General features: G+C 56.0%; 23 protein-coding genes, 1 pseudogene and 1 riboswitch. Of the genes and pseudogenes, 15 read left to right on the top strand and 9 right to left on the bottom strand.

Annotation, left to right across the window (positions count from 1 at the left end; all coding sequences use genetic code 11):
* From B2R48_RS18795 to B2R48_RS18770, 6 genes are all read left to right on the top strand, one after another.
* Positions 1 to 1,449 (top strand): biotin/lipoyl-containing protein (locus B2R48_RS18795; RefSeq protein WP_297003431.1); only part of this gene is annotated, 1,449 nt, incomplete at its 5' end.
* Between the two features lie 63 nt (positions 1,450 to 1,512).
* On the top strand, positions 1,513 to 2,259 hold the full coding sequence (locus B2R48_RS18790) for a hypothetical protein (protein ID WP_297003429.1): 747 nt from the start codon (positions 1,513 to 1,515) through the stop codon (positions 2,257 to 2,259).
* Positions 2,260 to 2,529: 270 nt separating this feature from the next.
* Positions 2,530 to 3,264: an HAD family hydrolase gene (locus tag B2R48_RS18785; RefSeq protein WP_062953759.1), complete on the top strand. Its 735-nt coding sequence runs from the start codon at positions 2,530 to 2,532 to the stop codon at positions 3,262 to 3,264.
* Between the two features lie 16 nt (positions 3,265 to 3,280).
* Positions 3,281 to 3,640 carry a DUF1244 domain-containing protein gene (locus tag B2R48_RS18780; protein ID WP_062953760.1) on the top strand — a complete coding sequence of 120 codons (360 nt, stop codon included), beginning with the start codon at positions 3,281 to 3,283 and terminating at the stop codon, positions 3,638 to 3,640.
* 64 nt (positions 3,641 to 3,704) lie between these two features.
* Positions 3,705 to 4,019: an acylphosphatase gene (locus B2R48_RS18775; protein ID WP_062953761.1), complete on the top strand. Its 315-nt coding sequence runs from the start codon at positions 3,705 to 3,707 to the stop codon at positions 4,017 to 4,019.
* A gap of 170 nt (positions 4,020 to 4,189) precedes the next feature.
* The gene (locus B2R48_RS18770; protein ID WP_297003425.1) at positions 4,190 to 5,041 is read left to right on the top strand and encodes a 5'-nucleotidase, lipoprotein e(P4) family; all 852 of its coding nucleotides are present in this window, start codon (positions 4,190 to 4,192) and stop codon (positions 5,039 to 5,041) included.
* Between the two features lie 61 nt (positions 5,042 to 5,102).
* Here the strand turns inward: B2R48_RS18770 and B2R48_RS18765 are convergent, their stop codons facing one another.
* The 3 genes from B2R48_RS18765 to B2R48_RS18755 all read right to left on the bottom strand — a co-directional run bounded on the left by B2R48_RS18765 (position 5,103) and on the right by B2R48_RS18755 (position 8,335).
* Entirely contained in the window at positions 5,103 to 5,852 is a 750-nt protein-coding gene (locus tag B2R48_RS18765; RefSeq protein WP_297003423.1) for a DUF4336 domain-containing protein, read from the bottom strand.
* Between the two features lie 62 nt (positions 5,853 to 5,914).
* Positions 5,915 to 7,327, bottom strand: a complete 1,413-nt coding sequence (locus B2R48_RS18760; protein ID WP_297003421.1) for an FAD-binding oxidoreductase — start codon at positions 7,325 to 7,327, stop codon at positions 5,915 to 5,917.
* Positions 7,328 to 7,339: 12 nt separating this feature from the next.
* Entirely contained in the window at positions 7,340 to 8,335 is a 996-nt protein-coding gene (locus B2R48_RS18755) for an L-threonylcarbamoyladenylate synthase (RefSeq protein ID WP_297003420.1), read from the bottom strand.
* A gap of 148 nt (positions 8,336 to 8,483) precedes the next feature.
* On the opposite strand from B2R48_RS18755, the gene B2R48_RS18750 reads away from it, so the two are divergent.
* Positions 8,484 to 8,687: a hypothetical protein gene (locus B2R48_RS18750; RefSeq protein WP_297003418.1), complete on the top strand. Its 204-nt coding sequence runs from the start codon at positions 8,484 to 8,486 to the stop codon at positions 8,685 to 8,687.
* Positions 8,688 to 8,762: 75 nt separating this feature from the next.
* Here B2R48_RS18750 and cysQ read toward each other — a convergent pair whose 3' ends face one another.
* From cysQ to amrB, 3 genes are all read right to left on the bottom strand, one after another.
* Positions 8,763 to 9,581, bottom strand: a complete 819-nt coding sequence (cysQ, locus tag B2R48_RS18745; protein ID WP_297003416.1) for a 3'(2'),5'-bisphosphate nucleotidase CysQ — start codon at positions 9,579 to 9,581, stop codon at positions 8,763 to 8,765.
* Positions 9,582 to 9,691: 110 nt separating this feature from the next.
* Complete coding sequence (locus B2R48_RS18740) at positions 9,692 to 10,087, bottom strand: DUF2750 domain-containing protein (RefSeq protein ID WP_297003414.1); 396 nt, start codon at positions 10,085 to 10,087, stop codon at positions 9,692 to 9,694.
* Positions 10,088 to 10,092: 5 nt separating this feature from the next.
* Positions 10,093 to 11,559 carry an AmmeMemoRadiSam system protein B gene (gene amrB, locus B2R48_RS18735; protein WP_297003412.1) on the bottom strand — a complete coding sequence of 489 codons (1,467 nt, stop codon included), beginning with the start codon at positions 11,557 to 11,559 and terminating at the stop codon, positions 10,093 to 10,095.
* A gap of 351 nt (positions 11,560 to 11,910) precedes the next feature.
* On the opposite strand from amrB, the gene amrS reads away from it, so the two are divergent.
* The 3 genes from amrS (at position 11,911) to B2R48_RS18720 (ending at position 14,033) form a co-directional block, all read left to right on the top strand.
* On the top strand, positions 11,911 to 13,011 hold the full coding sequence (gene amrS, locus B2R48_RS18730; RefSeq protein WP_297003409.1) for an AmmeMemoRadiSam system radical SAM enzyme: 1,101 nt from the start codon (positions 11,911 to 11,913) through the stop codon (positions 13,009 to 13,011).
* Positions 13,012 to 13,070: 59 nt separating this feature from the next.
* Positions 13,071 to 13,469, top strand: coding sequence for a (R)-mandelonitrile lyase (locus B2R48_RS18725; RefSeq protein WP_062953771.1), 399 nt, complete (start codon positions 13,071 to 13,073; stop codon positions 13,467 to 13,469).
* A 99-nt stretch (positions 13,470 to 13,568) separates the two neighbouring features.
* The gene (locus tag B2R48_RS18720; protein WP_062953772.1) at positions 13,569 to 14,033 is read left to right on the top strand and encodes a GNAT family N-acetyltransferase; all 465 of its coding nucleotides are present in this window, start codon (positions 13,569 to 13,571) and stop codon (positions 14,031 to 14,033) included.
* 10 nt (positions 14,034 to 14,043) lie between these two features.
* Here the strand turns inward: B2R48_RS18720 and B2R48_RS18715 are convergent, their stop codons facing one another.
* Positions 14,044 to 15,276, bottom strand: coding sequence for an NnrS family protein (locus tag B2R48_RS18715; RefSeq protein ID WP_297003406.1), 1,233 nt, complete (start codon positions 15,274 to 15,276; stop codon positions 14,044 to 14,046).
* 243 nt (positions 15,277 to 15,519) lie between these two features.
* Between B2R48_RS18715 and B2R48_RS18710 the strand changes: the two genes are divergently transcribed.
* Together B2R48_RS18710 and B2R48_RS18705 are read left to right on the top strand one after the other, a co-directional pair.
* Positions 15,520 to 16,989, top strand: a complete 1,470-nt coding sequence (locus B2R48_RS18710; protein ID WP_062953790.1) for a leucyl aminopeptidase — start codon at positions 15,520 to 15,522, stop codon at positions 16,987 to 16,989.
* A 194-nt stretch (positions 16,990 to 17,183) separates the two neighbouring features.
* A complete protein-coding gene (locus B2R48_RS18705) occupies positions 17,184 to 17,639 on the top strand; it encodes a DNA polymerase III subunit chi (RefSeq protein ID WP_062953774.1) in 456 nt (151 codons plus the stop codon).
* A gap of 21 nt (positions 17,640 to 17,660) precedes the next feature.
* On the opposite strand, the gene B2R48_RS18700 is transcribed toward B2R48_RS18705, so the two are convergent.
* A complete protein-coding gene (locus B2R48_RS18700; RefSeq protein WP_297003401.1) occupies positions 17,661 to 18,287 on the bottom strand; it encodes a GNAT family N-acetyltransferase in 627 nt (208 codons plus the stop codon).
* Positions 18,288 to 18,341: 54 nt separating this feature from the next.
* On the bottom strand, positions 18,342 to 19,301 hold the full coding sequence (locus tag B2R48_RS18695) for a homocysteine S-methyltransferase family protein (protein WP_297003399.1): 960 nt from the start codon (positions 19,299 to 19,301) through the stop codon (positions 18,342 to 18,344).
* A gap of 226 nt (positions 19,302 to 19,527) precedes the next feature.
* On the opposite strand from B2R48_RS18695, the gene B2R48_RS18690 reads away from it, so the two are divergent.
* The 3 genes and pseudogenes from B2R48_RS18690 to B2R48_RS18680 all read left to right on the top strand — a co-directional run bounded on the left by B2R48_RS18690 (position 19,528) and on the right by B2R48_RS18680 (position 21,934).
* Complete coding sequence (locus tag B2R48_RS18690) at positions 19,528 to 20,193, top strand: TetR/AcrR family transcriptional regulator (RefSeq protein WP_213472429.1); 666 nt, start codon at positions 19,528 to 19,530, stop codon at positions 20,191 to 20,193.
* A 105-nt stretch (positions 20,194 to 20,298) separates the two neighbouring features.
* Positions 20,299 to 20,376, top strand: a riboswitch (SAM riboswitch).
* Positions 20,377 to 20,443: 67 nt separating this feature from the next.
* A pseudogene (locus B2R48_RS18685) lies at positions 20,444 to 21,172 on the top strand (methionine ABC transporter ATP-binding protein); the annotation flags it as partial.
* Positions 21,173 to 21,274: 102 nt separating this feature from the next.
* Entirely contained in the window at positions 21,275 to 21,934 is a 660-nt protein-coding gene (locus B2R48_RS18680; protein WP_062953779.1) for a methionine ABC transporter permease, read from the top strand.
* The last annotated feature ends 72 nt before the right edge of the window (positions 21,935 to 22,006 follow it).

The raw sequence follows: 22,006 nt of genomic DNA, 5'->3' as shown, positions 1-22,006 counted from the left end.
ACGTCAGAAGCCGCAAGCTCCTTTGGCGATGACCGCGTCTTTGTCGAAAAATTCGTCGAGGAACCGCGCCATATCGAAATTCAGGTGCTGGCCGATAAACACGGCAACGCGATCTATCTTGGCGAGCGCGAATGCTCCATCCAGCGCCGCCACCAGAAGGTCGTCGAAGAAGCCCCGTCACCCTTTATCGACCCCGCGACCCGCAAGGCCATGGGTGAACAGGCCGTGGCACTGGCACGTGCGGTGGATTACTGCTCTGCCGGGACGGTGGAATTCATCGTTGATAAGGACAAGAACTTCTACTTCCTTGAAATGAACACCCGGCTTCAGGTCGAACATCCGGTGACCGAACTTGTCACCGGTCAGGATCTTGTCGAATGGATGATCAAGATCGCCGATGGTGAAAAGCTGACGCTCAAACAGGATGATGTCAAACTGACCGGCTGGGCCATGGAAACCCGTGTCTATGCCGAGGATCCCTTCCGCGAATTCCTGCCTTCCACCGGCCGTCTGGTACGCTATCAGCCACCAGAGGAATCCGACACCGTGCGTGTGGATACCGGCGTCTTTGAAGGCGGCGAGATTTCGATGTTCTATGATCCGATGGTCGCGAAACTGATCACCTATGGTGAAAACCGCGATCAGGCGATTGGGGAAATGCGCCGCGCGCTTGATGCCTATTACATTCGTGGCATTTCGCACAACATCCCGTTCCTGGCCGCTGTTATGGCCAACAAACGTTTCCAGGATGGCAATATCACCACCAACTTCATCGCCGAAGAATACCCGGATGGTTTCTCGGCCGATGATCTGCCCAATGATGATCCATCGACCCTGATCGTGGTCGCCGCCTACCTTAATCAGCGTCTTGCCGAACGCAATGCCGGCATCACAGGCCAGGTCAGCGATCATCCGCTTGAAGTTGCCGAAAGCTGGGTGGCGGTTTGCGGCGATGAATACACGCCGTTTGATATCGAGTTTGATGGTGTTAACGGCGATTACATCGTTGCCATCGGGGACCGCAGCTACGGCGTGGTCTCGGACTGGAAGATCGGCGATCCGATGTTTGTCGGTGAAATCGACGGTGCCCCGGTCTGTGTGCAGATCGACCTCGAAGGGGTGGGCTATCGCCTGTCGGCCAACGGCATTCAGCGCAGCTTCAAGGTGATGCTGCCACGCGTCGCGGAACTGCAAAAACTGATGCCGTTCAAGGCCCCGCCGGATATGTCGAACTTCCTGCTCTCACCAATGCCGGGCTTGCTCGTCAAGGTCTCGGTCGAGGAAGGCCAGACCGTCCAGCCGGGCGAGGAGCTCTGCATCCTTGAGGCCATGAAAATGGAAAACGTCCTTAAATGCGAAAGCAAGGGCGTGGTCAAAAAGATCCACGCCGAGCAGGGGGCTAACCTCTCGGTCGATGCGATTATCATCGAATTCGAAAAAGACGAATAAACTGTCTAGAGATTGGTCAAACGGTTACTGCCGAGCCCGTCCCCTTTGGGGGCGGGCTTTCTTTTGGAAGAAAAGGAAATTACTCTCGTCAGAGCGTTGATTTTTATAGGAGCAACAAGCGTGTCGAGGTTTGGTATTAGAGAATTTATTTCTCCGAAGCTTTGGGTCGCGCTGGTCCTCTGTGGTGCATTTTTTGTCATTGCGATTGGCATCTGGGGTGAAAGTTTAGTTGGAGGGGATGTAGGGCCGGTAAGTAATGCTATCCGGGGATTCCATTGGGAAACGTTGGCTGCTGGACTTTTCGGTCTTGCAGGTGGTTTGTTTGTGATTGTTGCGACACGCAACCAAATGGCCCAGTCGGAGCGCATCGCTATCCAGCAACATCGAGACTTTTTGCTCTCTGACATAAATGCCGAAATGGGAGATTTAGGGGACTTCTGTGTCACGTGCCAGGAATTCATTGATAGAGCTCAAAGGCTTTCTGGTTTGGCGGAGCACGGTAGAACTGAGGACTATATAGCAGAGCGGGTCTCAGTATCGCTGGATGCCAAAGACGAGAGTTATCTTTTAATCAAATACATAGATATAGCTGAAGAACTAAGAAGCAATGGTCGTGTTCCTGCAGTAGCAGTTGAAGCTTTTCATGACGTTACAGAAAGCCTCAAAGGCCTTTTGGGGGCGTTGCGAACGGTTAGCGTGGGAGAGAAGGATCTCATTTCGTGGATGTACCGTCTCGATTATAGCACCGGAGTATTGAGAGAAGCGCTGAAGCTTCACAAATTACGCATATTAGAGGTTCGAGAAATTTAAGCGGCTTGTTCGTCAGCGTTTTTCACGAAGCCGTCTGCCATTTCTGAGAGGTTTGTTGGGGGCCTTTCTTTAACTTGTTCAAACACTTGTGTTTTCAAGGGCTTTCGGAACAGTTTCGTGCATATTAAATACAGATAACGGGGCTTTACGGCGCGTTTGCACTGCCATATGGTCGTGAATTGAGGCCGTAATCCCTGTGAACATCAAGGTTGACTGCCAACGCATTGAACGTGCCTGCGGCCATCCAATAACAAGAAACGAGGCGTAAGAATGTACAAGCTGATTGCTTTTGATGGCGACGATACCCTTTGGCACAACGAGCCACTTTTCCGCCAAGCCCACGTGCAGCTTCGCGAAATGCTGGGACACTATGTTGATCCCGAACAGGTTGATGATCGTCTCTATCAGGCCGAGTTGGCCAACCTTTCCATCTATGGCTATGGCGTGACGGGCTTTACCCTGTCGATGATCGAAACGGCGATCGAATTGTCTGATGGTAAAATCAGTGCCGAAGACATCCATAAACTGGCCGAAACAGGCAAATCCATGCTGCGCGCGCCCACCCGGATCATTGAAGGGGCCGAGGCCGTGCTCAGGCAATATGCCAATCACCCGAAATACAAGGTGGTCCTGATCACCAAGGGTGACCTGATCGCCCAGCAGCTCAAGATCGAACGTTCCGGCTTTGAAGACCTGTTTGACGGGATTGAAATCGTCTCGGAGAAAGACTCGCTGACCTATCGCAACATCTTTGGCCGCTACGGGGTTGAGCCCGAAGAGGCGATCATGATCGGCAATTCGATGAAATCCGATATTCTGCCGGTCCTTGCGTGCGGGGCGACGGCGATCCACATTCCCTATGAAATCACCTGGGTGCATGAAATGGTCGATCAGACCGAAATCGACAATGCCAGCATCATTACGGCCGAAAGCATTGCACATGTGCCCCAGGTCATTGAAAAACTGGAACAGGAAAAGACCAGCGGGAGTATGGAGCATGTCTGATTGCGCCGGTTCTGAAATGTCGACAGAAGCCGTTCTGGCCAACGGCCCGGCAGCCGATCTTGATCCGCAAACCAAACTGGAACTCGAAGCCGCTGCCTTTCGCGGGCTGGTGACCCATCTGCAAAACCGCAAGGATGCACAGAATATTGATCTGATGAACCTTGCCGGGTTCTGCCGCAACTGTCTGGCCAAATGGTATCTGGCCGCAGCGCGCGAACGCGGTGTCGCCATGGATTACGATGGCGCGCGTGAAGTCGTCTATGGCATGACCTATGACGACTGGAAGGAAAACCATCAGCTTCCCGCATCCGAGGAACAGAAACAGAAGTTTCAGGATACCGCCCATCTGCACGCAAAAATCCCCGGCGCGAAATAACGCCCGGCAGACAGGCCGATCAAAGCTGACATCCTGACATATCGGAAAGGGAGGACGTCCGATCATGACAGATACAAGTCCCGACCCGTCAACCGGGGCCGGTAACATCGCCGTTCATGCCCGGATCGAAGGCCGGGTTCAGGGCGTGTGGTATCGCGCATGGACCGTGGAACAGGCCCGCAAGCGCGACCTGACCGGCTGGGTGCGCAATCGCAATGATGGCACGGTCGAGGCGGTCTTTTGTGGCCCGGTCAAGGTCGTTCAATCCATGATCGACGCCTGCCACGAAGGCCCGACCCATGCACGCGTGGATCGCATTCACGAAGAACCTGCCCTTGAAGACGGCTATACGTCATTTGAAAAACGCCCAACCGCGTAAATGCCGCCAAACTCAATGAATTGGCGTCTTTATCAAAGCCGCTCTAAAAGCCTTTTTGCGCGATAATGTGGAAAAAGGCTTTTTCTTTATCGCACTGCGGTGGCATGGTTATGAAATCCTGTCTGCATGGTCAGATCGATGCAGTCGGGAAATCAACAGGGAGACTACATATGACTTTTATCGGAAAATCATTTGGCGTGGCTGCCATCATGGCGACCAGTGCGCTTTTCGCGTTCGGCGCACAGGCAGAGTCCGAGCAGAATGACGGCCTGAATGGCACACTGTGGTTGCAGACCTCGGTCGAATACAAGACGACTGCCATGTCGGTCTATGCTGGCGCGACCCGCTTGCTGGACGCCGCCATTGGCGATCACAACTGGACCGCCGCACTTGAGCAGGACGGCAATTATTCGACCAAGCCGCCGGCGGTGATCCTTGATGTTGATGAAACCGTTCTTGATAACTCCGCCTATCAGGCATGGGTTGTTGCCGAGAAAACCCATTACAGCTCCAAAACCTGGGCGGCTTTCGTGCATGACATGATTTCCACCCCGACGCCGGGCGCACTGGAATTTACCAAGGCGGCAGCGGCACGTGGTGTTGAAATCTTCTATGTTTCGAACCGCAAGGCGCCGGAAGAAGATCCGACCATCGAAAACCTCAAGAAATTCGGCTTCCCCTATGCGGATGAAAAACACGTCATGCTGCGGGGCGAGGTCGAAGAATGGGGCTCGAACAAAACGCCGCGCCGTGCGGCTGTGACCGAAGATTACCGTGTCATCATGCAGTTTGGCGACAACTTCGGCGATTTCACCGACGAAATCGACGGCTCGATTATCGAGCGTCTCGAAGTCATGGAAAAATACGGCAATTACTGGGGCGAACGCTGGTTCATGCTCCCGAACCCGAGCTACGGTTCCTGGGAATCCGCGGCCTTCGGTGGCGACTGGGGCAAGTCCGGCGACGAACGCCGTCAGGACAAAATCAACGCCATGACCCCATGGGCTGGTCCGGCTGAATAAGCTTTGCGCATATCGCAATTGCTTTAAGGGCGTCCCATAGCGGGGCGCCCTTTTTTGCGAACTATTTCAAAACCCAGGAAAAGGCGCGTCTGAGCTCCGCCACACAGTTCTTGTCATAGCAACGCCCATGCGCCAGCACCACATAGTCGGGCGCCCAGTCAATCATGGTTTCAATTGCCTTGCGCACCCCATCCTTGTATCCGGCAAAGGTCAGGCGCATGTCGCGTGGCATGCTGCCATGCGGGTCCATGGTGCCAAGTAACCTGACCATAAACCGCCAAATCGGGTTTTTGATTTTGTCGGCTTCGAAATTCTCGATAAGGTCGGTTAGGATCAGTGTTTTGGACGCGTCATGGAAAAATACCGCCTCATTGAGGTAACTGCCCCGCACCAACACCTGGCTGATTTCATTGGCCCATTCCGGTTCCGGCGTATCGGCAAGCTCTGCATCAAAATCAACCGAAATGCCAACCGATTTGGCCCGCTTGATCACACCGGGCGCGCAGAACGCCTTTGCATCCGGATAGGCCTTTTGCCAGTCGGGCACACCGGCATAATGGATGGTATTGGATGCAATCAGATAAGAAACCTCGCCCAGCGCATCGACCTTGGCCCGAAGCGTTTCATTCAGGCGGATCGGCGAATGGACAAACAGTTTGCCGCTTTTAAGGCGGATGATCGTCATCCGGGTCGGGAAGGGCAGTTTAAGCCCGGCATATTGAAACCCGATCACCGGGCCATCAACAATCCAGACGTCCGGTGCAATCTGTTTGGGCGTATCAAGGGGCGCATAGGTCTCGACAGAGAACATGGGGCGGTCTTCCATCTTACGTTTGGTGGCGCATGATAACGCGACGTCGATGACAGCGACGATTACACAACCTTGCCCGGATTAAGCCTGCCATCCGGATCAATTGCCACCTTGATCGCACGCAGCAGTTTCAGCTTTTCCACACTGGCATAATGCGCCAGTTCATCCCGTTTAAGCTGCCCGATGCCATGTTCGGCACTGATCGACCCGCCAAGATCGAGAACAATGTCGTGAATGACACTATTCAGGCTTTCCCACTGCGCAAGATAGGCTTGCTTGTCCATGGTCGCGGGCTGGGTGAAATTGAAATGGATATTGCCATCACCCACATGGCCAAACGGGCAGGGGCGAATGCCGGGTATCAGCGCATCCGCACTCGCCATGCCGCGTTTCAAAAGCTCGGCAACCTTTGAAACCGGCACCGATACATCATGCTTGATCGATCCGCCTTCATATCCTTGTGCTTCCGGGATGCCTTCGCGGATCGCCCACAGGTTCTTGCGCTGTGCCTCTGACTGGGCAAGGGTGGCATCAACGGCAAGCCCGACCTCAACCGCCTGACCCAACAGATCGACCAGAAGTGTTTCAAGATCATCATTCGGGCGCGACGATGTCAGCTCAATCAACACATGCCACGGCGTTTTGGTTGCAAGCGGCCGCGTCAGGTTCGGCAGATACGTGACAGACAGATCATGGGCGAAATTGCTGATCAACTCGAAGGCGGCAATGCCATCGCCGGTATGACGGCGTGCGAGTGCCAGAAGATCAATCGCGCATTCCGGCGACGGCACGGCAATCCAGGCGGTGGCGGTGTGTTTGGGCTGGGCAAAAAGCTTCAGCGTCGCCTTGGTAATGATGCCAAGTGTGCCTTCCGCACCGATAAACAAATCACGCAGGTCATAGCCGGTATTGTCCTTGCGAAGTTTGGACAAGCCATTCCACACCGTGCCATCGGGCAATACGACCTCAAGCCCAAGGCACAAATCACGCGCATTGCCGTATCGAATAACGTTCAATCCCCCGGCATTGGTCGCAAGGTTGCCACCAATCTGGCATGTGCCCTCAGCACCCAGTGACAGCGGGAAAAGCAAATCCTGCTTTTCGGCGGCTTCCTGAATGTTTTGCAGGATTGCACCGGCTTCAACGGTGGCTGTGAAATCACGGTCATCAATCTCGATCACGCGGTTCATGCGCTTGAGATTGATCAGGACCTGTTTGTCACTGGCAACCGCCCCGCCGCACCGCCCGGTATTGCCACCCTGCGGCACAATCGCGATGTCATGTGCGGCACAGATGGCAACTGCCTTGGCGACTTCCTCGGTACTGGCCGGAAACAGGATGATCTCGGCATGGCCTTCAAACTTGCCGCGCGCCTCTGCATTGTGGGCGGCCAGAACATCGCTTTCCATGCTGAAACCTTTGGGGCCCAGCAGGTCTTTTAGTTCGGCAAGTGCGGCTTCTGGCAGGAACGACATGGTGTTGTTCCCTTACTTGCCGTCATGGGGCGCGCGCGGGGCGCTAGCCCGTTTCAGGCGGTCATTGATCGCAATGCCCAGGCCGTGATCCGGGATTGGTGCAATCGCGATGCCGGCGAAGTGGCTTTGATCGGCTTCATGCAGCTTGGCAAAAAGATTGGCGGCGGCCTCGATATCATCACCGGTTTTTGACAGCCACAAGACCGCATCAAATCCCTTGGTATTACAATCGCCAAAACCAAGCAGGACCTCATGACCATGTTTGGCCGGATCAGCGGTGGTGGCCTCAAGCCGCACCGGCAGACCCGGCGCATAATGGCTGGTCAGCATGCCGGGGCTTTTGGGGGCGGTATCATCGCTTTCCGCCATGACAACATCCGTACCCAGCAATTCCGAAACCTGATCGGCGGTCACACCACCGGGGCGCAGCATCACCACCCGATCGGTGGTCAGGTCAATCACCGTGCTTTCAAGCCCGACACCACACGGTCCGCCATCCAGGATCATGCCTATCGCATCGCCAAGCGACCCCGCCACATGGCCCGCCGTGGTCGGGCTGATCTTGCCAGACCGGTTGGCGGACGGGGCGGCAACCGGGCGACCAACCGCACGCAACAGCTCACGCGCCATCGGATGGGCCGGAACGCGTACGGCAATGCTGGGCAGGCCCGCGGTTACCAGATCGCAAACATCGCTATCGGCTTTGCGCGGCAGAACCAGCGTCAGCGCACCGGGCCAAAACGCCTCGGCCAGCTTGTCGGCGCGCGCATCAAACGCGGCGTGCTTGGCCGCAGAATCACGATCGGGAAAATGGCTGATCAGCGGATTGAAGCTTGGGCGTTTTTTGGCGGCATAAATCCCCGCCACCGCATCGGCATTGGTTGCATCCGCGCCCAGCCCATAAACCGTCTCGGTCGGAAAGGCCACCAGCTCGCCCGCGCGCAGCTTCGCTGCCGCCTGACTAAGGGCACCTTCGGAATAGGGACGAATGGTAAGGGCTGGCGACATGCAACAATCTCTGAAAACACAAGCTAGTCAAATACCTAACTATGATGCTGTGCCATGACAAGGACGATCACGCGCAAAGCCCGCAATCAAAGGTGAAAAACCAACAATGATCTGGTGAAAAATATGCCCCAAACAGCGCAGAGCCGCCATGAAAATGGCGGCTCCAATTTACGCTCTAGCCCGGTTTCGCCCCGCGGTGGTGAAACTGGACCGCGTCGCCGTGATTCCGGCGGCTATTTACGTCACCTACACTCTGTGTGGCGATAAGGAATTGATAGCGCAAAACCTGCTGAAAGTCAACAAATCTGCGGGGTGGAGCAGTTTCAAGATTTCCCGAAAAATGCCGATTTGATCACTGTTGCAATGCGGGATCGGCAAGCTGCTGATGCGGCTTTGAAATTTGCTTTTGATCCCGCTTTGCGAAGAATCAGTTCTCGTATTTGACCGGCACAGACGGGGTGCGCGCGATGAAGAACGGGTTGCGGAAATCGGTCTTGCCATAAACGAATCCTGATCCGTCCATATTTTCAACCACACCACCGGCAGCAAGCAGAACGGCATGACCGGCGCCGATATCCCATTCCATGGTCGGGCCAAGGCGGGGATAAAGGTCTGCTTCACCCGCTGCGACCAGGCAAAGCTTGAGCGAGCTTCCCGCCGGGCGCAGTTCCTTGACCGCAAGGTCCCCCAGAAAGGCTTTCATCGCCTCCGGATCGCCGTGTGATCGCGATCCGACCACGACAACACCGTCTTCGGGCATTTCGCGGACCGAAATGGCGGTGGTTGTGGGTTCCATAACATCGCCCTCGATCAGCTTGGCACCATCGGGGCCGCCATAATAAAGCTTGTCGATGGCCGGGGCATAAACCACGCCCAGAACCGGTTGTCCCTTGGCGATCAGGGCCACATTGACCGTGAACTCGCCATTGCGTTTGATGAATTCCTTGGTGCCGTCAAGCGGATCAACCAACCAGAAGAAATCGGTATCGCCATTCACGTCGGGCACATCGCCCTTGGCAGCACTTTCCTCGGACACGATTTTAACATCGGGGGTGAGTGCGCGAAGGCCTGGCAGGATCACGGCCTCTGCCGCGTCATCGGCCTCGGTCACCGGGCTGGCATCATCCTTGGAACGCACGTCGAAATCGGTTTGATAGATTTCCATCATCGCGGCCCCCGCCTTGCGGGCGATTTCAATCAGTCCGTTTTCAAGGGCATCGGCATCGGCGGGCAGGGCAACGGTCATGGCACTCTCGTTTGTCAGGGAGATTGAACTATCCCACGGGAATAGGGAATTTTGCCCACAAGGTCCAGTGTCGCTTTGTCAGATTGTCAGATTGTCAGATTGTCGGGTTTTCAGCTTTGGGTGCCGAAACGTTCCGCCATGACATCCTTGAGGGCTGCCATCAGATCATTGCTTACCTGATCAAGGCTGACGACGATGGCCGGTTGGGCCGGGGTCGGGCAGATGCCCGCCATGATGTCTTCTGCCCGCCATTGCACCATCAGGCTCTCCATCAGCTCAACCAGCGTGATCGCGGTGGGCACATGCGTGCTTTGAATGCTGGCCTCAAAGCTTTCGGCCTCGTCGCGCATGGCAAAGATCGGGCAGTATTTCTGGCCGGTTTCCGTCGTGCGCAGCAACCAGCCATTATGGTAAAGCGCCCAGACACCTTCCCATTCCGCAACCTCGCGGATGAAATCGGCGTAGCGCGTATCATCTTGCCCGGTGTCGGGGGTGCTGCTTGCCATAACCTTTAATCCTGCTGGTCCCAGAAACCGCTGGGGCGGATATCCCTTGATGAAATCCCGCGGGTGATAAACCGCTCTGCGCGCATATTGGGTGACCAGTGATCCATCGCAAGGCCCGCCTTGCGCTTAAGATGTGCCAAAAAGTCTTTCGGATCGGGCAACTGATCCCAAACTTGCGGCAGGAACAAACCCCGCCGGTTGCCGTCCGAAAGAATAATCCCGTCCTCAAACGGGGTCAGTTTGGAAATAAAATCGGCTTCATCGGCAAAGCCAAACGGCTGCGGTGGCGACAGGACCGATATCGAAAGTTCCAGATCATCGCCAATCTCCGCCCGCGATAACCCGGCAAAGCGCGGATCGCGAAAGGCTGCCTTGAATGCATTCTCGCACAGATCGGTGGCAAGTGGTGCATGCGAAATGATCGAACCGATACAACCCCGCAATTGCCCGGCTTTCTTGAGCGTCACAAAACATGCCCCCGGTGCCGCAAGTGCCGGACCAACTTCATTGGCCGCGACCTGCAGCGGTGCCCCGGTCTCCATCCCGTGCAGGATCGATTGCCGACACAGATCCAGCATCGCAGGGCCATGCGTTCTGATCAGGGTCTCGGTCGTCTTGGTGAAGTCGTCTTCGCCGTCACCGCCCATACCCGATGCCTTTCCGTCATAAACCGCCCAGGCGCCATAGCCGACGACGCGCGATTTATCGCCCGTCACATCGCCGGAATTGCGCATGCCAAGGGTCTTGATCTTCATGCCGCGATTGCGTGCGGCGATCAGCATCCCGGCCACCGGCAACGCGCCGCAGGCATCGTTTGTATCAATATTCTCGGCATCGAAATTCTCGATCATGGCGCGGGTGCGATTATCCATCCGCTTGGCGGTATCATAATCATGGAAATGCGACAGATCCGATGAAATCACGATCAGGGTTTCCGGCCCGCCCCAAAGCTTCTCGATCACCTCATGCACCTGACGCGGGCTGCACCGGCTGACCAGAAGCGGCACAATGCCGATATCAGCATCCTCGCCAAACAGGCGCTGGATAAACGGTAATTCGATCTCAAGCCCGTGCTCACGTGTGTGTGCGTCGTCCAGCATCTGAACATGCGGCAACGCCAACGCCTTTTGCAGGGCGGGAAGGTCACAGCGCATAGTACCAAGTGGCGTGGCAAACTGATCGGCGCGGGCCAGCGCAATCCCCTGAAACGCCATGCGATGCGCCGGGCCAATGATCACAATGCGTTTGATGGTGTCCTTCAGCGCCCGAACCGTGGCAAAGCCAAGGGCGGCAATCGCACCCGAAAACATCAATCCCGCGTGCGGCACAATGATCGCCTTGGGAGACGCATCTCCCGACACGGCATCCGAATGCAGGGCCGCATCCATCAACCCGTCGATCTCGCTGCGCAAGATATCGGCATCATTCGGATAAAACGTTCCGGCAACGGCAGGTGGGCGGATAATGGTCATTGGCGCTCCAATCGCATGATAAGGGTCGCAACGGATTTATTTGATCGGAATGGCAGGCTCTGTCTTGGTGAAATACTAGGAAATCTCCGAAGTTCGGGCTGGTATCCCGACTGAGGGGATTGACGCTGGATTTGGCCAAGACAGAGCCTGTCCGTAGGATCAATCAGATTAGCAAGACCTACTTTGTCGTAAGGTTTTGAAAGATATTGATCTTCCTGCAATCTTACTTCGCGTATTCGAGCAAATCTGATTGACCATTCCATCAAATAAGTCCGTTGTGACCCTCTCTTTAAAAAGATAGCGATCAGGACTAGATTTTCAAAGAGGAAGCTTTGCATTTGGAAAACGCCGATGACTGATCGCGCATCCCTGACCGACACCGTCCCCGGACGCTACTGGCACCATCTCGATGATGGTCGTATTCAGTGCGATGTCTGCCCGCGCTTTTGCAAGCTAAAGGACGGGCAGCGGGGCTTGTGTTTTGTGCGCGCACGTCAGGGTGATCAGATGGTGCTGACGACGTGGGGCCGGTCTTCGGGTTTTTGCATTGATCCGATCGAGAAAAAGCCGCTCAATCATTTCCTGCCCGGCACGCCGATCCTGTCGTTCGGTACGGCGGGCTGTAATCTGACCTGCAAGTTCTGCCAGAATTACGAAATCTCCAAAGCGCGCGAGATGGACAAGCTTTCCTCGCTCGCCACCCCGGAAATGATCGCCAAAACCGCCAAGGCGCATGGCTGCTCGGCGGTGGCATTCACCTATAATGATCCGGTGATCTTTCTGGAATATGCCGTCGATGTCGCCATTGCCTGCCGTGAAATGGGGCTGCGCACCGTCGCGGTCACGGCGGGCTATATCGGCGATAAGGCGCGCGAGGAATTCTTTCGCCACATGGATGCCGCCAATGTCGATCTGAAGGGGTTCACGGATCGCTTTTATCACCAACTATGCTCGGCCCATCTGGGTGACGTGCTGGAAACGCTTAAATATCTGCGCCACGAAACCGGGGTCTGGATGGAACTGACCAACCTTGTCATTCCCGGCGAAAATGATGGTGACGCGGAATTCCACGAAATGACGTCATGGGTCCATGATGAACTCGGCCCCGATGTGCCAATGCATTTTTCGGCCTTTCATCCCGATTGGAAAATGATGGACACCCCACGCACCCCGCCTGAAACGCTGGTGCGGGCGCGCAAAATCGCCATGGAAAACGGCATTCGCTATGCCTATGTCGGCAATGTTCATGACAAAACCCACAGCAGCACCTTTTGCCACGGCTGTGGTGAGGTCCTGATTGGCCGTGACTGGTATCAGCTGTCTGACTGGAACCTTGATGCCCATGGGGCATGCAAAAGCTGTGGTACACATTGCGCCGGTGTCTTTCGGGCACACCCCGGCACATGGGGCCCGAAACGCCAACCGGTCCGCTTGATGGCCGGTACGAAGTAATCACAACCAACAAGACTTCAGCCGTAAACTCACGGCCATAATTCCGCAGGGAGAACGACATGGATATCAAACGCGCCGGATCACAGGCCTCAACGGTCGGATCCCCGGAATATTTCACCGGGCAGGTTCGCATCGAACCGATCATCAGTGCGACTGATCCCGCCCGTGTGGCTGCCGCCAATGTGACGTTTGAGCCCGGCGCACGCACCACATGGCATACCCATCCGCTGGGCCAGACCATCATCGTGACCGCCGGATTTGGCCGTGCGCAGCGCGAAGGCGGCCCGATCGAGGAAATCCGTCCCGGCGATATCGTCTGGTTTGAACCGGGCGAAAAACACTGGCACGGGGCCGGTCCCGAAACCGCCATGACCCATATCGCCATTCAGGAAAAGCTCAATGGCTCCCCGGTCGATTGGCTGGAACCCGTGACCGATGCGGATTATCTCGGCCAATAAGTATGCGTGGTGATCGTTTTTACTGGCACTGTGGCGTCATATCGCTAAATTGCCGCACAGTTTGACGCGGTTGGAAAGAAAGCACACGCAGTGGCCGGGATGAAAATTCGCAAAGCCCGTTTGGGCGATGTCGGGGCAATTTTTGCCATCCGAAGCCGCGTGCGTGAAAACCACCTTTCCGCATCTGAGCTGGCCGAACGTGGCATCACCAAGGCCGCCTTTGGTAAATGGCTGGAACAGGGATACGGCATCTGGCTTGCCGATCTTGATGGCTCTGCCGCCGGCTTCGCCATTGCCATCCCGAGCGAAGCAACGCTTTGGGCGCTGTTTGTCGATCCGGAATTTGAAGGCCGCGGGGTGGGGGCGGCATTGCTGCGCACCGCCGAAGACTGGCTGTTTGCCAAGGGATGTAATGACATCTCGCTGACCACCGGGGCCAACGCGGAAAACCGCGCGCATGGTTTTTATGAAAGCCACGGCTGGCATTCCACGGGCGATGTCGAAAACGACGAGGTGGAATACATCAAGTCCAACCCGTCGCTTTCGCTGTTTGATTTCGGCTAGGTCGCCTTCTTTACCGCACCGGTATGCCGCGCGTTTTCTTTTGGCTTGGTCCCAGCAACACCGGTGCATAACCCATCAAGAACGCCAGCCACCCGCCAATCCACATCAAGGTCGCAATCGCCAGAATGGTCACATAGCCCGATCCGGCGAAACCGACCATAACCCGCAATACGGTCGAAACCCAGATAAGCCCAAACGCACTGTTCAAGGCCCATCCTGCGCGCAATTCCCGCCCTGTATGGCCAAGTGCGGCCCGTCCGGCAATGGCCAGAACCATGCAGGCCATCGCCCCGCCGGTAAGCGCATGCAGGGCATCACGGCTGCTCATGACATCAGGCCACAGGATCGCAACGCCCAGCAGGACAAGCCCGGCGGGCACCCAGAAATAACCAAGATGCAGCATGATCACGATGGGTTCGCGCCAGCTGTGCACCCCGCGCCATCGCACCAAACGGATGGCGTGCAAAACCCCGGCAAACAGCAATACAGAACCGGCAATCACGCCTGCGGGATCAAGGATCACGGCAACGATGCCAAGCGCAATGCTGGCCAGACACACCATGTCAAATCGGCCAAACATGCTGGGCATCGGGGCATTGATCTGTTCGCGCTGCATCCAGTTGCGTGTAAAGGCCGGGATGACCCGCCCGCCGATCAAGCCGATCAGCAATATAATCGCGAGAATCGCCGTTTGATACAGCATGGCCGGATCAAGGGCGATGACATCAAGGCAGGCGGCGACAAACAATCCATCAAACAGCGCGATCATGGAAATGACGGCCAGAACCCGCATGTTGCGGTAATTTCGCGCAGCTACCAGTTCGCGCACACCAAGGGCAAGCAGGAAGATGAAATAAGCCAGCGCCCCGACAATCGTCAAAGCCGGGTCCAAATATTCGCCAAATCCAATGGCCAGTCGCCCGATCAGCCAGCTTGTGGTTAACGCCATTAACATGACACCGGAAATCGGTGGGCGACTTGTCCAGTTGGCAATCGCGGTCAGCAAGAACCCCCCGATGGCCGCCCCGCCAAATCCGAAAATCAATTCGTGGGCGTGCCACCACGAACCTGTTCCCAGACTGGGTGTTGCAATGCCATGCACAAAGCCCGCAACCCACCAAACGACAGCCACGATGGCCAGAAGCCCGGCCAGCAGGAAAAGCGGGCGAAAAGCCCCCGTCCAGAACGGATGTGTGGCGCGTTGTGGTTCGGTAATCGAAATCGGTGCGGTTCTGCCAGCCATGACATACCTCCAGAATGTTGGAATGCGTCATAGTAGCGACCTTGGCGGATCTTGCCTTGACGTTGCGCAATTCGTTGGCGTCCGGTTTTGCCGGGTTGGTGTTGCCTTTGCGTGAAATCGCGCAGGAAATTCAACGATAAACCTTTTCAACCGCGTTTAACGCGCTAGATTAGGGACATCAATTTCTTTGCAGTTGCTTGATCAAGGGCTGCGCCCCGAAACATGACAGGAGTCCTGTTCACCATGAAGATCACGTTTTCCGATCTCGCCATCCCGAAAACCGGTGCCGTTATCGCCTTTGCGACCGAAGGTGCCGATCTGATGCCCAGTGCCGTTGCGCTTGATGAGGCAACCGGGGGTGCGATCACCAAGGCGATCAAGGCGTCGACCTTCAAGGGCAAGTCGGGCCAAAGCCTGCAGGTCCTTGCACCGGCCAATGTCGATCTGTCGCGCGTGATCATTTTCGGGATCGGCAAGGAAGCCGAATTTGACGTGATTGCCGCCCAGAAATTGGGGGGCTCTGTCACCACCCGCGCCATCTCGACCGGCGAGAAGGAGCTTTCCGTTCTCTTTGATATGGAAGGTCTGGCGTCTGATTTCGCGACCGGTGCGATGCTGCGCGATTATCGTTTCGACAAATACCGCACCACCGAGACCAAGGAAGACAAGCCGGTCCTCAAGGCGCTGAATATTTCAGCCCGCGATCACAAGGACGCCAAGAAGCAGTTTGATTCTGCCAAAAAGGTCGTCGAAGGCGTGTTCTTCACCCGCGATCTGGTGTCTGAGCCGGCCAACGTTCTTTATCCCGAAAGCTTCACCAAGGAAGTCAAGGCGCTCGAAAAACTCGGGGTCGAGATTGACGTCCTTGACGAAAAGGAAATGAAAAAGCTCGGCATGGGAGCACTTCTGGGTGTTGCCATGGGATCGGCCCAGAAACCGGCCATGGTCGTCATGCGCTGGAACGGCGGCAAGAAAAAGGACGCCCCGGTCGCCTTTGTCGGCAAGGGTGTGACCTTTGACACCGGTGGTATCTCGCTTAAACCGGCTGCCGGCATGGAAGACATGAAGTTCGACATGGGCGGGGCCGGTGTGGTTTCCGGCCTGATGAAGGCGTTGGCTGGTCGTAAGGCGAAATGCAATGTGATCGGCGTGATTGGTCTGGTTGAAAACATGCCGTCATCGACCGCACAGCGTCCGGGCGATGTTGTCACCTCCATGTCCGGTCAGACGATCGAAGTCATCAATACCGACGCAGAAGGCCGTCTGGTTCTGTGTGATGCGCTGACCTATGTGCAGGAAAAACACGATCCGCGTCTGATCGTTGACCTTGCGACCCTGACCGGGGCTGTCATCATTGCGCTTGGCCATGAAAATGCCGGTCTGTTCGCCAACAATGATGAATTGGCGACCCAGATCAGCACAGCGGGTCTTTCGGTTGATGAAACCGTCTGGCGTCTGCCGCTGGGATCTGGCTATGACAAGCAGCTTAAATCCGACATTGCCGATATGAAAAATGTCGGCGGTCGTGCGGCGGGCTCGATCACCGCTGCCCAGTTCCTCAAGCGCTTTATCACCAAGGATCGCCCGTGGGCGCATCTTGATATCGCCGCCATGGCCTGGTCAACGTCAGACAAGGAAGTGACCCCGAAGGGCGCGACCGGCTTTGGCGTGCGTCTGCTTGATCGCTTTGTGGCTGATAACTACGAAAACTAATCACGTTCCCGATTGGCGTCATTCCCGCGCAGAGCCTGTGCCCGCGTAGGCGGGTACGGGAATCCACTTTGGCGCTACACGGGAACCAGATTCCGGGTCTGCGCTTCGCTTCGCCCGGAATGACGGTGGTGAAATAAGTGGGGCAGGGTGTTGATCACCTTGCCCCATTTTCATGTTCGGGATAAAACCGCCTTATGGCTGATATCTGGTTTTACCATCTCACCAGCATGCCGCTGGAACGGGCCTTGCCCACGCTGCTCTCCAAAACGCTGGAGCGCGAAAAGCGTGCCGTGGTGATGACCGGTGTCGAAGAACGCGTTGAAGCCATCAACACCCTGCTTTGGACCTACGACCCGGCAAGCTGGTTGCCCCATGGTTCCAAATCCGACGGCGATGCCGAAATGCAGCCGGTCTGGCTGACGGCCGAGGATGAAAATCCCAACAATGCCCAGTTCCTGTTTCTGACCGACCGCGCCATGAGCGACAAGGTCGGCGATTATGAACGCGTCATCATGCTGTTTGATGATCGCGACCGCGATGCGGTGGCAGAAGCCCGCACCCGCTGGAAAGACTGGAAAGACGCGGGACACAAACTGTCCTACTGGCAGCAAACCCCGCAAGGCGCGTGGGAAAAAAAGGCCGAAAGCTAAGTGGAATCGGCCTTTTGGTTTTTAAAGTTCCTTGATCAACAAGATCCAGTTTTCACCCGGATTATCCCAATCTTCCTTGACCATCCTGCGCGATGCACAGGCGGTATATCCCAACCGTTCATAAAGTCGCACCGCGCCGGGATTGCCATCCGATGCAATGATGCTGACCGAATGCTTGCCAGCCTTGCGCGCGTCACTTTCAGCCGCCCGGACCAGAAATGATCCGACCCCGCGATCGCGAAACGGCGGAAACACTGCCAGCACGTTGATGTACCAGCTACCCGGTGCAAGGCTTTCAAGCTCAAGGATCGGTACGAACATCGCCGGTATTTCCGCAGGATCAACCGGCTCAAACGCATCTGGCTGACCATAGGCCGTGATGGCCCCCATGATCTGGTCGTCGCCAATGGCAAGGCATGTGTTGCGGTATGAAAATCCGCCTTCTTCGCGTTGCGCACGGCGACGGCCAACATCCCAGGCGGTTTCATTGCCCTCGATCATATCCTGCCACAGATAAACCGGTAGTCCTTCCCCGGCGAGATTGATCAGTTTGGCCATGACATCGGCATCGTCTGGCGTGGCAGCCCGCAGTTCGATTGGCGGTCTTGGTTGTGGCGACTGCGCTGCCAGCTTCGGGTTTGAATTCATTGCTCGTGTCCCTTTGGGTTTTCTGTCGTGTCTGTTTTTTTCTGGTGTATCGGTTCAGTGTGGTGCGCGATCTGGCGTCAGCACGTGTTTTGCCATGGCACCGACGTGACGATGATCCGTCCCGCAGCAACCGCCAATCACCGCCAGGTTCGGCAAAAGATCGGCAAGATCGCGATAAAGCTGACCAAGTTCTTCCGGGTCGCCATCATCAAGATGCGTGCTGGCATCCAGTTCCGCGTGGCTTTGGCGCGATGCGTTGGCGCGGACGCCGCAGATCCGGTTTTTCCAGTCGCCATTCTCTTGCAGCCGGTCACGGAAATGATCCGGGTGTGCGCAGTTGATCATGTAATAGGCCGGGTAATCGCCTGTGTGTTCATCGACCATCGCAATGGCTTCACGGATTGTCTCGCCGCTTGGCAGGTTGCCATCTGTTTCAACGGTGAACGAAATAACGCAGGGGACATCGACATCCCGACACGCCAGCGCAATGCCGATGGCCTCGTTGGGGTAGTTGATGGTCACGACCGAAATCATATCCACACCGGCCTTGGCAAAACCCACGATTTGCACCGCGTGATAGGCGCGTGCCTGATTGATCGTCATCCGTTCTGACGGCACATACCCGTCACCGCGCGGCCCGATATTGCCACTGATCAGGCATGGCGTTGCATCCGAATGATAACGGTCACGCAGCTCTGCCATCAGTTCAATGGCCTTGCCGTTCATCGCGGCCAGTTCTGCGGCGTCATAACCGATCCTGTTTCCCCAGTCGCGGTTGGCGCGCCAGGTCGGGCTTTCAAGGATAAAGCCAGACTGCGCTTCCTTGGCCAGTGCAAGGTAACGTTCGTAATAGGCAGTGATGCGCGCGCATCCCTCTGGCGTTTTCAGAAGGTCGAAAGATGCAAAATGCGGAAGGTCGATCCCGTCATGAAAAATCAGGGTGGTCTCAAGACCGCCATCGGTGATGAATTTTGCTCGTCCATGTGGCGGAAGGTGCGGATTGCGTGTGCTCATGTGTCCGAATTTCAGTTTTTGGTTTCAAATTTTCTACCGCTTGGGTATTTAAACGCGGGCCGGAAATCTCGCTCTGATTGGGTTTTGCTTCTAGTAGGCATGCGGTCGGTTTTTTCAGATTTCCGAAAACGCATTCAAAACAAATATTTACAAGGGATCCGGTGCTTTTTGGCGCGGCCATGCAGGCCTTTGGCGACGAAAAACCGTACCGGCGGTAGGGTAAGTGATGAACGAAACGAAAAAACTGACGATCACCGACACGTTTGGCGGCCCCAAACGCAAGGGCGAACGGACACGCGAACGCATTCTTGAAATTGCTTCGAAATCGATTCTGGAAAAGGGCTTTGGCGCAACCTCGATCGAGGAAATCATTTGCGAGGCGGGCCTGACCAAAAGCGGGTTCTTCTATCATTTTCGCGACAAGAACGAGCTCGCGCGTGCGCTTTTGCAACGCTATATCGAACAGGATGATGAAATCCTCGATCAGGTATTTGATCGGGCACGTGAACTGGTGGACGATCCGCTTCAACAGTTGCTTGCGGCCCTGAAAATGCTGGCCGAGGTACTCGAAGACCTGCCCAATGGTCATCCGGGCTGCATTGTCGCGGTTTATTGCTATCAGGAACGCCTGTTTGACAAGGAAGTCCGGGATTTGAACCGTGATGCGGTTCTGGCATGGCGCATTCGTTTCCGCGCAACCCTTGATGATATTGCTGGCCAGTATCAAACGACCGAGCCGGTCGACCTTGAACAGGTTGCAGACATGATTTCGACCGTGCTGGAAGGCGGGATTGTGATGTCAAAGGCACTCAATGAACCGCGTAAACTGGCCGATCAGGTCATGTTGTTGCGCAGCTTCATCAAGTTGCTGTTCACCCCGCGTTCGAACTGAAGTTGAACATATAAACTTCTGTAATTTAATGGGGAATCATACATGCCATGCGTAAAATGCATGTTGTTCCCCATTGAAGAATGACGTCCGGTCAGATACACAGGGTTCATTGATCGCGCCGATTTGCTCCTCAGCTTGCGGGCGCGTTAAAAATGCGGCTAAAGCGAGAGGGCGTATATATGCTCCGTATGTACGACCGCCTCGGTAACGCCGCGGCGGTTTTTTTGTATCTACGGAAAGGTTGAGACCCATGATCCGGCTCTCGAACGTCCAGAAAACATATGCAGCCCGGCGTGGCAGCGACGAACATATCGCGCTTCGTGGCATCAATCTTGATATTGCTGCTGGCGAAATTGTTGGTGTCATTGGCCGCTCCGGTGCAGGCAAATCAACCCTGATTCGCTGCATCAACCTGCTCGAAACCCCGACATCCGGGACCGTCACGGTGGATGGCACCAATGTCACCACGCTGTCGAAGCGCGACTTGCCGCTGTTTCGTCGTCAGCTCGGTATGGTGTTCCAGCATTTCAATCTTCTCTCCTCGCGCACGGTGTTTGATAACATCGCGCTGCCGCTTGAACTGGCTGGCGCCACCAAGGCCGATATCGCCAAGGCGGTTGACCCGCTATTGCCGCTTGTGGGCCTGGAAGAAAAGCGTGATCGCTATCCGGCCGAACTGTCGGGCGGTCAGAAACAGCGTGTCGGCATTGCGCGCGCGCTGTCTTCCAACCCCAAGGTTCTGCTGTGTGACGAGGTGACCTCCGCCCTTGATCCGGAAACCACCCGCCAGATCCTGACCCTGCTGAAAGACATCAACAAACGCCTTGGTCTGACCATGGTCGTCATCACCCATGAAATGGCGGTGGTGAAAGCACTCTGTGACCGTGTGGCTGTCATGGATGGCGGCGTGATCGTCGAAGAGGGGGCGGTGGATGGCATCTTTGCCGATCCCAGGCACGCCACGACACAGTCGCTTCTCGCTGACGAGTTCATGGATTTCCGCGCCGGGTCCGACGCGAACAACCCCGCAAACAATACCGGTGCCGCAACGACGGTTACAGCCGGGCAGGAGGGCTAAGTCATGTTTTCAACCCTTGCACCCATTCTGCTTCAGGCGACCTGGGAAACCATTTACATGGTCGCGGTATCGCTGTCGATTGCGACGCTGTTTGGCCTGCCGCTTGGTGTATTGCTCGCGACCTCTGGCCGGGGCGAGCTGTTTGAAGCGCTTTGGTTCCAGCGCGTTTTTGGCCCGCTGGTCAATGCAACCCGCTCGGTGCCGTTCATTATTCTGGCGGTTGCCATCATTCCCTTTACCCGCTTCGTTGTCGGGACCTCAATTGGCACGTCTGCGGCCATCGTGCCACTGACGGTCGCCGCCATTCCGTTCATTGCACGCATCATCGAAGGTGCGATGCGCGAAGTTGATGGTGGCTTGATCGAAGCCGCCCAGGCCATGGGCGCGCGCCCGGTGCAGGTCGTGACCAAGGTGCTGTTGCCCGAAGCATTACCGGGCATCATTCACGGTCTGACCCTGACCGCGGTGACCCTGATTGGCTATTCCGCGATGGTCGGTGCGGTGGGGGCCGGTGGGCTTGGCGATCTTGGCATTCGCTATGGCTATCAGCGTTTTCGCCCGGATGTCATGGCGGCGGTTGTCATCACCCTGATTGTCGTGGTGCAGGCGGTACAAAGCTTTGGCGACTATCTGGCGCGCAAGGCCGACAAACGCAACATCTGAGCATCTCGCCAAACGAAATTCGAATGTGAGGATTGCTCACATTCATCAAATTCCCGCACAAACCCAAAAGAA

This window comes from Thalassospira sp. UBA848 (genome assembly GCF_002295455.1).
In the GTDB taxonomy this organism is placed as follows: Bacteria; Pseudomonadota; Alphaproteobacteria; order Rhodospirillales; family Thalassospiraceae; genus Thalassospira.
The sequence above is the reverse complement of the archived record's forward strand: the minus strand, read 5'-3'. Positions and strand labels throughout refer to the sequence as shown.

Bases quoted from the DNA above. Each gene is read 5' to 3' on its own strand.
- cysQ (WP_297003416.1), bottom strand. From the start codon at position 9,581: ATGACCGTTGCCCTGCCCGCCGATGCCGATGCCCTTGAAAACGGACTG.
- B2R48_RS18770 (WP_297003425.1), top strand. From the start codon at position 4,190: ATGACTTTTATCGGAAAATCATTTGGCGTGGCTGCCATCATGGCGACC.
- B2R48_RS18715 (WP_297003406.1), bottom strand. From the start codon at position 15,276: ATGGCTGGCAGAACCGCACCGATTTCGATTACCGAACCACAACGCGCC.
- B2R48_RS18710 (WP_062953790.1), top strand. From the start codon at position 15,520: ATGAAGATCACGTTTTCCGATCTCGCCATCCCGAAAACCGGTGCCGTT.
- B2R48_RS18690 (WP_213472429.1), top strand. From the start codon at position 19,528: ATGAACGAAACGAAAAAACTGACGATCACCGACACGTTTGGCGGCCCC.
- amrS (WP_297003409.1), top strand. From the start codon at position 11,911: ATGACTGATCGCGCATCCCTGACCGACACCGTCCCCGGACGCTACTGG.
- B2R48_RS18765 (WP_297003423.1), bottom strand. From the start codon at position 5,852: ATGTTCTCTGTCGAGACCTATGCGCCCCTTGATACGCCCAAACAGATT.
- B2R48_RS18680 (WP_062953779.1), top strand. From the start codon at position 21,275: ATGTTTTCAACCCTTGCACCCATTCTGCTTCAGGCGACCTGGGAAACC.
- B2R48_RS18700 (WP_297003401.1), bottom strand. From the start codon at position 18,287: ATGAATTCAAACCCGAAGCTGGCAGCGCAGTCGCCACAACCAAGACCG.
- B2R48_RS18760 (WP_297003421.1), bottom strand. From the start codon at position 7,327: ATGTCGTTCCTGCCAGAAGCCGCACTTGCCGAACTAAAAGACCTGCTG.
- amrB (WP_297003412.1), bottom strand. From the start codon at position 11,559: ATGACCATTATCCGCCCACCTGCCGTTGCCGGAACGTTTTATCCGAAT.
- B2R48_RS18720 (WP_062953772.1), top strand. From the start codon at position 13,569: ATGAAAATTCGCAAAGCCCGTTTGGGCGATGTCGGGGCAATTTTTGCC.
- B2R48_RS18750 (WP_297003418.1), top strand. From the start codon at position 8,484: ATGAAAATGGCGGCTCCAATTTACGCTCTAGCCCGGTTTCGCCCCGCG.
- B2R48_RS18755 (WP_297003420.1), bottom strand. From the start codon at position 8,335: ATGTCGCCAGCCCTTACCATTCGTCCCTATTCCGAAGGTGCCCTTAGT.
- B2R48_RS18775 (WP_062953761.1), top strand. From the start codon at position 3,705: ATGACAGATACAAGTCCCGACCCGTCAACCGGGGCCGGTAACATCGCC.
- B2R48_RS18705 (WP_062953774.1), top strand. From the start codon at position 17,184: ATGGCTGATATCTGGTTTTACCATCTCACCAGCATGCCGCTGGAACGG.
- B2R48_RS18740 (WP_297003414.1), bottom strand. From the start codon at position 10,087: ATGGCAAGCAGCACCCCCGACACCGGGCAAGATGATACGCGCTACGCC.
- B2R48_RS18780 (WP_062953760.1), top strand. From the start codon at position 3,281: ATGTCGACAGAAGCCGTTCTGGCCAACGGCCCGGCAGCCGATCTTGAT.
- B2R48_RS18695 (WP_297003399.1), bottom strand. From the start codon at position 19,301: ATGAGCACACGCAATCCGCACCTTCCGCCACATGGACGAGCAAAATTC.
- B2R48_RS18725 (WP_062953771.1), top strand. From the start codon at position 13,071: ATGGATATCAAACGCGCCGGATCACAGGCCTCAACGGTCGGATCCCCG.
- B2R48_RS18785 (WP_062953759.1), top strand. From the start codon at position 2,530: ATGTACAAGCTGATTGCTTTTGATGGCGACGATACCCTTTGGCACAAC.